Genomic DNA, 7,587 nt, shown 5'->3' with positions numbered 1-7,587 from the left:
CATTCGATGAGACTGCTTCGGATGCGCAGTCGTGGATTTTCAAGCGGCGCTTAGCCGTATAAATCATGGCAGGCAGTTAAGGGAATAACGAACCACATGAAAAAGCCTCGCAATGCGAGGCTTTTTTATCAATTGATTGCCAGCAGAATTACCAGATCTGCCACCAAGGTTTTTCGTTCTTCTTGCCACCCTTGAAGTAGATGCTGTCAGGGAAGTTCCGGCGCAGCACGCGTTCTGCGTCATCGCGCAATTGTGGCAGATCCAACGCGTTATACGACCGCATCATGATGAACAACGCTTCTTCCGCTGCAGGCGCACCCGGATAGTTTTTCACGGCAGCTTGTGCACGATTGGCTGCTGCCAAATAGGCGCCGCGGCGATAGTAGTAGTCGGCAACGTGCACATCGTATTGCGCCATCGCGTTGACCAGATAGGCGAGACGCGCTGTGGCATCCGGCGTGTATTTGCTGTCGGGAAAACGTTCGACCAGCAGCTTGAATGAATCGAAGGCTTCGCGTGCCGCTTTCGGGTCGCGCTCGGTGTTGTCCTGTCGCGACAGGAAATCAAAAATACTGACCTTGTCGTTGAAGTTGATCAGGCCGCGCAGGTAATACATGTAATCGACGTTCGGGTGATCCGGGTGCAGCTTGATGAAGCGCTCGACTGCTGCGAGTGCCTGCGGCTGATCGCCTTGACGGTAATAGGCATAGGCGATTTCCATCTGTGCCTGTTGCGCATAGGTACCAAACGGATAACGCGATTCCAGTTTTTCAAGGAGACTGATGGCTCGTTCATAGTTGAGCGCATTCAGTTCATCGCGGGCCTCCGAGTATAATTTCGACGGCGACCAGTTTTTGGTTTCGTCGACCTGATCGGAAAAACTGCTGCACGCGGAAAGCAGAAGAACGAAAACGATGAGGATGATTTTTTGCATGTGGTTTTGCATGATTTTTGCGGGGTGCCGCTGGACAATGAGTGATTATAGCCGATGGGACTGCCAGTGAACCCGACTGAAACAGCTGTACAGAATAATATGTCTCCCGATGGCGACTGGGATGGCCTCGACGACGCGGATGTCGCGTCAAGCGAAATTCTTCCAATCGAACTTCAGCTGACGCCGGATGTATGCGGCGTTCGCCTCGACAAGGTGCTTTCCACGCTGGTCCCCCAGTACTCGCGCAGCCGTCTGCAGCAATGGATAGATGGCGGGCATGTCAGCATCGATGGCGAGGTAGCGAAGGGAAAGATGACCGTATATGGCGACGAAAAAGTCATCATCGCGCCGCAGCCTGCACCGGAGGATCAGGCGTTCGCAGCGGAGGCGATGGACTTGTGCATCGTGCATGAAGATGCCGCCATTTTCGTGATCGACAAGCCGGCTGGACTGGTGGTGCATCCCGGCGCGGGCAATTGGTCGGGTACTTTGCTGAATGGCTTGTTGCATTACTCGCCGGCACTATCTGGCGTGCCACGCGCGGGCATCGTCCACCGGCTGGACAAGGACACCAGCGGTTTGATGGTCGTTGCAAAAACGCTGGTGGCGCAAACCGACCTGGTGCGCCAGTTGCAGGCGCGCACGGTCAAGCGTGAATATCTGGCGCTGGTATGGGGAACGCCGAACGTATCGGGAAAAATCGATGCATCGATCGGCCGTCATCCGCGTGACCGGATCAAGATGGCCGTTTCCGAAAACATGACGGCCAAGCCTGCCGTTACGCACTTCACGCGGCTGGCAACCGGTGCGCTGGATGGCCGTCCGGTCAGCCTGATGCGCTGTCAACTGGAAACCGGGCGTACGCATCAGATTCGTGTTCACATGCAGTCGATCGGTTTTGCGCTGGTGGGCGATGCGTTGTATGGCAAGCCGCATCTGACACCGGTTTTTCCGCGGCAGGCCTTGCATGCACAGCGGCTCGGTCTGATCCATCCCGTTTCCGGCAAGGCGTGCGAGTGGTCGTCGGTGCTGCCGCAGGATTTCGCGGATTTGATTGCGCGCGCCGGTATCGCTGCACCATAGAGAAGTCGATATTCACGATCTGACATGAAACCGATCATTCCCGACTGGACTGTTTCGTCCGACATTGTCGGCGCATTGATGACAGTGCGCCGCGGCGGTATCAGCGCTGGTCCGTATGGCGATTTATCAGGCGAGCGTGGAATGAATCTCGGCCTGCATGTCGGCGACAGCCCGAATAATGTCATGGCGAATCGCAGTCTGCTGCATGATCGCTTGCCGAACGAACCCGCGTGGCTGACGCAGGTACATGGAACGGATGTCGTCGATGCTGCACACGTCGTCAATGCACCGCAGGCCGATGCCAGTGTGGCGACGCAGCGTGGCGTCGTCTGCGCAATCATGACGGCGGACTGTCTGCCTGTTCTTTTTGCCGATGCGGCCGGGCGTGCAGTCGGTGCGGCCCATGCGGGCTGGCGCGGACTGGCCGGCGGCGTGCTGGAAAATACGGTCAGGCGAATGCGTGCATCCGGTGCAGAAGATATCCATGCATGGCTCGGCCCGGCTATCGGTCCGGATCAGTTCGAGGTGGGAGAAGACGTGTTGCAGGCGTTCGTCTCGGATGACGAGATTGCCTTGCAGGCATTTCGCCCGATTTCAGGCAAACCGGGCAAGTATATGGCCGATATTTACCGGCTGGCGCGCCAAGTTCTGGCGAAATCGGGCGTGACACAGGTAAGTGGCGGCGATTTCTGTACGGTGACCGATGCGGAACGGTTTTATTCCTATCGCCGTGACGGCTTTACCGGACGAATGGCTGCGTTGATCTGGTTGCGTTAACCGGCTGTCAACTCGATCAGTTTTCCTGCGGCGGTTGAGATGATTGGGCTTCCGTTTGCCTGAGTGCCTGTTCGCGGCGTTGTATTTCCTCGGCCTTGCGCTTGCGTCGACGCCGTCCGCTATCCATCAGGTAGACAAGGATCGCTACCGGCAGCAAACCATACAGCAGGAAGGTCATGATGCCCGCAACGACCGAAGTTTCGGTAATCGCCATCATGAAGACGACATAAATCCAAGCGATGACGATGATGTACATGCGTGCCGGCTGAAATGCAAAAACGCAAAGATACGCGAAAAGGGCGTGAACGGGATGAAAACTGCCTTTATCAATGTGCCAGACGATGAATTTCCGGATTTTTCGTGCGATGCGGCAGAACGTGCCGATATTACAAGTATTGCGTAAACCCTTGTTTTTGCGCACTATAACGACCTTCCTCGGCGAACTGCGTTCGCTTTGTCAGTCAATTTAAGAAAATGCGTTGCGACGCAGCAAGCTGGAAATCCCGATGACAAGTGTAAAAAAATCTTCCGAGCGTTTGATCAAGAAGTATCCGAACCGCCGTCTGTACGATACCCAAACGAGTTCCTACATCACGCTCGCCGACGTCAAGCAATTGGTGCTCGGGAATGAAGTCTTTACCGTGGCGGACGCCAAGACCGGCGATGACCTGACACGCAGCATCCTGTTGCAGATCATTCTGGAAGAAGAAGCGAACGGTTCACCGATGTTTTCCATCGCGGCGCTGGCGCAGATCATTCGTTATTACGGACATGCGATGCAGGGCATGATGGGCGCGTACCTGGAAAAGAATATCCAGACCTTCATCGACATCCAGAACAAGCTGAGCGAAAACTCGAAAGAGCTCGTCGAAGGCAAGCCGTTCAATCCGGAAATGTGGACACAGTTCATGAACGTGCAGGCGCCGATGATGCAGGGCATGATGAGCAACTACATCGAGCAGAGCAAGAACCTGTTCGTGCAGATGCAGGAACAGATGGAGACGCAGTCGAAAAGCATGTTCGGCGATTTTGCCTTCAGCGCGCCGGCTGATCAAAACGGCAAGTAGCAAAAGCGCAACCATCGCGCAACCAGGCAATCATCAAGCAACGATTGTCTCCCCGGCAGCCCTTGCGCCGCCTTGTCGGCAGGCTGAACGGGTACAATAGCGGCTTCGTTTCAACCCCGGTTTTTTACCCGGTTACCCGTTCCCCTCCATGACCAACGCAACACAAAACGCACCAAAAATCGGCTTCGTTTCGCTCGGATGCCCGAAAGCCCTGGTCGATTCCGAACAGATCCTGACGCAACTGCGCGCTGAAGGGTACGACACCGCCAAATCCTATGACGGCGCCGATCTCGTGATCGTCAACACCTGCGGTTTCATCGATGCCGCCGTGCAGGAATCGCTCGACGCCATCGGCGAAGCGCTGCATGAAAACGGCAAGGTCATCGTGACCGGCTGCCTCGGTGCGAAAAAGGATGCCGACGGCGACGACATCATCACCAAGGTGCATCCGAAAGTGCTCGCCGTTACCGGCCCGCACGCGCTGGGCGAGGTGATGGATGCGGTGCATATACACATGCCGAAGCCGCATGCACCTTTCATCGATCTGGTGCCGGCGCAAGGTATCAAGCTGACGCCGAAGCATTTTGCGTATCTGAAAATTTCCGAAGGTTGCAATCACCGCTGCAGCTTCTGCATCATCCCGTCGATGCGCGGCGATCTGGTATCGCGTCCGGTGGCCGACATCATGCTGGAGGCAGAAAATCTGTTCAAGGCGGGCGTCAAGGAACTGCTGGTGATTTCGCAGGACACCAGCGCCTACGGCGTCGACGTCAAGTTCCGCACCGGCTTCTGGAATGGGCGTCCGGTTCGCACGCACATGACGCAATTGACCGAAGCACTCGGCGAGCTGGCAGCGCAATACGGTGCGTGGGTGCGACTGCATTACGTTTATCCGTACCCGCACGTAAACGATGTGATCCCGTTGATGGCACAGGGGAAAATCCTGCCGTATCTGGACGTGCCGCTGCAGCATGCGCATCCGGATGTGTTGAAGCGCATGAAGCGTCCGGCCAGCGGCGAAAAAAATATCGAACGCATCCAGGCATGGCGCGAACTGTGTCCCGACCTGACGATTCGCTCGACCTTCATCGCAGGTTTTCCCGGCGAGACGGAAGCGGAATTCGAATACCTGCTCGACTTCTTGAGAGAAGCGCAAATCGATCGCCTCGGCTGTTTTGCCTATTCGCCGGTCGAAGGCGCAACGGCGAATGACATTCCGAATGCGGTGCCGGAAGAAGTGCGCGAAGAACGTCGCGGTCGCGTGATGCTGCTGCAGGAAGAAATCTCCAAGAAACGTCTGCAGGCCAAAGTCGGCAAGACGATGCGCGTGCTGATCGACGAAGTCGAACGCAACGGCAGCGGCGTCGGTCGCACCAGCGCCGATGCGCCGGAAATCGACGGCGTCGTCTACGTCAAGCCGCCTTTCGAGCCGCATCTGAAACTGAAGGTCGGCGACTTCGTCGATGTGCGCATCATTGCATCCGACGCGCACGATCTGTGGGCGGAGGCATGATGCGATTGCTGAAAACTGTTTTGGCAATCACGATGATTGCCGCGATGCCGTCCGCGTTTGCTGTGGATACCGTTCCTGCGCCAGCGGCCAATGTGACCGCTTCGTCCGACGCTGCTGCCGCTGTCCCGACCGCGCCGCTTTTCCTGAAGCCGGTATTTCTGCGCGGCGTACTGGGTGACCAGAACGTGCAGGTCAATATTCGTCCGAAGGAACAGGTCGATGAAGGACTGGAAGGCGAATATTTCATCTTCGGCCGCTCACTGAAAATCCTGCTTGCCGGCGAAATGGAAGGCACCACCTTGTTCATGGAAGAGTCGGAGAACGGTACCGACATTTCCGGCCAGTGGGACGGCAAGTTGAATGGGGACACGTTGACCGGAAGCTGGATGTCGGCCGACGGTACGGTGACCAAACCGTTCAGCCTGACGGTAATTCCAGCCGAAACGTTGCAACCGGTATCGCATAAAAAAGTATCTGCAACCGCAAAGAAGTAATCAATAAAGTCATTTCCGGAGAATCGCTGTGACCGATCGCCCATCTTTCCAGACTGCACTGATCCACAACGATTACGCAGCGCCGGAAGGATTCAATGCGTTCCCGCAGGCGATTCATCATGCATCGACCGTGCTGTTCGATAACGTTGCGGCGATGCGTTCGCGCAACTGGCAGCAGAAGACCGGATATACCTACGGCCTGCACGGTACGCCGACCACGTTCACGCTGGAAGCGCGGCTCGCTGCGATCGAGGATGGCAAATACTGCCGTCTTGCGCCGAGCGGACTGGCCGCGATTGCGATGATCAGCTTCGCGCTGCTCAAGACTGGCGACGACGTTCTTCTTCCCGACAATGTGTACGGCCCGAATCGTGAACTGGGCAACTGGCTCGCACAGGATTTCGGCATCACGGCACGCTATTACGATCCGCTGGTCGGCGCGGGTATTGCTGCCATGATCCAGCCGAACACCAGATTGATCTGGGCGGAGTCGCCGGGTTCCGTGTCGATGGAAATCCCCGATCTGCCAGCCATTTGTCAGGCCGCCCATGCGAGAAGCGTTCCTGTCGCGCTCGACAATACCTGGTCTGCAGGACTTGCATTGCGTGCGTTCGATCTCGGTGCGGATATCGTCATGCAGGCGCTGACCAAGTATCAGTCGGGTGGCTCGGATGTGCTGATGGGCGCCGTGATTACGCGCGATGAAAGCCTCAATCGCAAGCTGGAATCGGCACACATGCGTCTCGGTTTCGGCGTCGGCGCCGACGATTGCTATCTGGTCTTGCGCAGCCTGCCATCGATGAAGCTGCGTTTTGACGCGCACGATGCGGCTGCGCGCAAGATCGCTGCATGGTTGCAGACGCTGCCTGAAATTTCCACTGTGCTGCATCCGGCATTGCCGGAATGTCCGGGGCATGAAATCTGGAAGCGTGACTTCAGCGGTGCCGGCGGATTGTTCTCCGTGCTGTTCGATCCGCGTTATAGCGAAGAACAGACGGATCGATTTGTCGATGCGTTGAAGCTGTTCAAGATTGGATTCAGCTGGGGGGGAGCGAACAGTCTGTGTGTGCCGTACCGGATGAAAACCATGCGCAACAACTGGCCTTATCAGGGGCAACTCGTACGCTTCAATATCGGGCTCGAGGATCCGGATGACCTGATGGCGGATATCGCAAAGGCCTTGCGTATCCTGTAATAAAAAAGCATCCCTGCGGATGCTTTTTTATTTGCGGACCAACGAAGGATTACGGCATCGCCTTGTTGTCGTTCAGATCGATGATGCCCTTGATCAGGCGATACAGCTTCCATAGCCATGCCAGCGCCCACACCAGAAACGCTGCAGGAATACCGACGAACGTCAGGAACAGAACGCCGCCCAGCGTCATCCATACCAGGTACCACCAGAACGAACGGATCTGCCAGCCGTGATGGCTGTAGACGAACGTGTTGGCCGCATCGTCACGCTTCACATAGTTGAGGATCAGCGGGATGAAGGAGAAGAGGCCGAGCGACAACAGAAAACTGGCGCCGTGCGCGATGTAGAGCCACCAGGCGAGATTCTTTGTCGATTGCAGTTGCGTATCGAGGACGATTTGCTGGTTCATGTCGGATCCTTTCATGGAACTCGTAGGACGTCTGATTGCAAGTATGGTTCTTGAACCATACATTCTTTAGTAGAATTTTTGCAAGCCGTTGTCCGTATTTTCCTGTTTCACAGAG

The 7,587-nt window shown here is 56.3% G+C and carries 9 protein-coding genes; 6 read left to right on the top strand and 3 right to left on the bottom strand.

Going from position 1 to position 7,587, the window contains the following annotated elements; all coding sequences use genetic code 11:
- Positions 1–148 precede the first annotated feature (148 nt).
- Complete coding sequence (locus tag VN114_RS03985) at positions 149–934, bottom strand: outer membrane protein assembly factor BamD (protein ID WP_414694188.1); 786 nt, start codon at positions 932–934, stop codon at positions 149–151.
- 99 nt (positions 935–1,033) lie between these two features.
- Between VN114_RS03985 and VN114_RS03980 the strand changes: the two genes are divergently transcribed.
- Together VN114_RS03980 and pgeF are read left to right on the top strand one after the other, a co-directional pair.
- Positions 1,034–2,017, top strand: a complete 984-nt coding sequence (locus tag VN114_RS03980) for an RluA family pseudouridine synthase (protein WP_325512222.1) — start codon at positions 1,034–1,036, stop codon at positions 2,015–2,017.
- Positions 2,018–2,041: 24 nt separating this feature from the next.
- Positions 2,042–2,794, top strand: a complete 753-nt coding sequence (gene pgeF, locus VN114_RS03975; RefSeq protein WP_325512220.1) for a peptidoglycan editing factor PgeF — start codon at positions 2,042–2,044, stop codon at positions 2,792–2,794.
- Between the two features lie 16 nt (positions 2,795–2,810).
- Here the strand turns inward: pgeF and VN114_RS03970 are convergent, their stop codons facing one another.
- Complete coding sequence (locus tag VN114_RS03970) at positions 2,811–3,050, bottom strand: hypothetical protein (protein ID WP_325512218.1); 240 nt, start codon at positions 3,048–3,050, stop codon at positions 2,811–2,813.
- A 250-nt stretch (positions 3,051–3,300) separates the two neighbouring features.
- Here VN114_RS03970 and phaR point away from each other — a divergent pair, with 250 nt between their 5' ends.
- The 4 genes from phaR to VN114_RS03950 all read left to right on the top strand — a co-directional run bounded on the left by phaR (position 3,301) and on the right by VN114_RS03950 (position 7,063).
- Complete coding sequence (gene phaR, locus VN114_RS03965) at positions 3,301–3,861, top strand: polyhydroxyalkanoate synthesis repressor PhaR (protein ID WP_325512216.1); 561 nt, start codon at positions 3,301–3,303, stop codon at positions 3,859–3,861.
- Positions 3,862–4,009: 148 nt separating this feature from the next.
- Positions 4,010–5,374, top strand: coding sequence for a 30S ribosomal protein S12 methylthiotransferase RimO (rimO, locus tag VN114_RS03960; protein ID WP_325512214.1), 1,365 nt, complete (start codon positions 4,010–4,012; stop codon positions 5,372–5,374).
- The gene (locus tag VN114_RS03955; protein WP_325512212.1) at positions 5,374–5,868 is read left to right on the top strand and encodes a hypothetical protein; all 495 of its coding nucleotides are present in this window, start codon (positions 5,374–5,376) and stop codon (positions 5,866–5,868) included. Before rimO ends, VN114_RS03955 begins: the two co-directional genes overlap by 1 nt.
- A gap of 28 nt (positions 5,869–5,896) precedes the next feature.
- Positions 5,897–7,063 carry a cystathionine beta-lyase gene (locus VN114_RS03950; RefSeq protein ID WP_325512210.1) on the top strand — a complete coding sequence of 389 codons (1,167 nt, stop codon included), beginning with the start codon at positions 5,897–5,899 and terminating at the stop codon, positions 7,061–7,063.
- A gap of 49 nt (positions 7,064–7,112) precedes the next feature.
- Here the strand turns inward: VN114_RS03950 and VN114_RS03945 are convergent, their stop codons facing one another.
- A complete protein-coding gene (locus VN114_RS03945; RefSeq protein ID WP_325512208.1) occupies positions 7,113–7,472 on the bottom strand; it encodes a DUF4870 family protein in 360 nt (119 codons plus the stop codon).
- Positions 7,473–7,587 lie beyond the last annotated feature (115 nt).

This window comes from Oxalicibacterium sp., from assembly GCF_035565035.1.
Classification (GTDB): Bacteria; Pseudomonadota; Gammaproteobacteria; order Burkholderiales; family Burkholderiaceae_D; genus Oxalicibacterium.
The sequence above is the reverse complement of the archived record's forward strand: the minus strand, read 5'-3'. Positions and strand labels throughout refer to the sequence as shown.

Bases quoted from the DNA above. Each gene is read 5' to 3' on its own strand.
- VN114_RS03955 (WP_325512212.1), top strand. From the start codon at position 5,374: ATGCGATTGCTGAAAACTGTTTTGGCAATCACGATGATTGCCGCGATG.
- pgeF (WP_325512220.1), top strand. From the start codon at position 2,042: ATGAAACCGATCATTCCCGACTGGACTGTTTCGTCCGACATTGTCGGC.
- phaR (WP_325512216.1), top strand. From the start codon at position 3,301: ATGACAAGTGTAAAAAAATCTTCCGAGCGTTTGATCAAGAAGTATCCG.
- VN114_RS03980 (WP_325512222.1), top strand. From the start codon at position 1,034: ATGTCTCCCGATGGCGACTGGGATGGCCTCGACGACGCGGATGTCGCG.
- VN114_RS03945 (WP_325512208.1), bottom strand. From the start codon at position 7,472: ATGAACCAGCAAATCGTCCTCGATACGCAACTGCAATCGACAAAGAAT.
- VN114_RS03985 (WP_414694188.1), bottom strand. From the start codon at position 934: ATGCAAAAAATCATCCTCATCGTTTTCGTTCTTCTGCTTTCCGCGTGC.
- rimO (WP_325512214.1), top strand. From the start codon at position 4,010: ATGACCAACGCAACACAAAACGCACCAAAAATCGGCTTCGTTTCGCTC.
- VN114_RS03970 (WP_325512218.1), bottom strand. From the start codon at position 3,050: ATGTACATCATCGTCATCGCTTGGATTTATGTCGTCTTCATGATGGCG.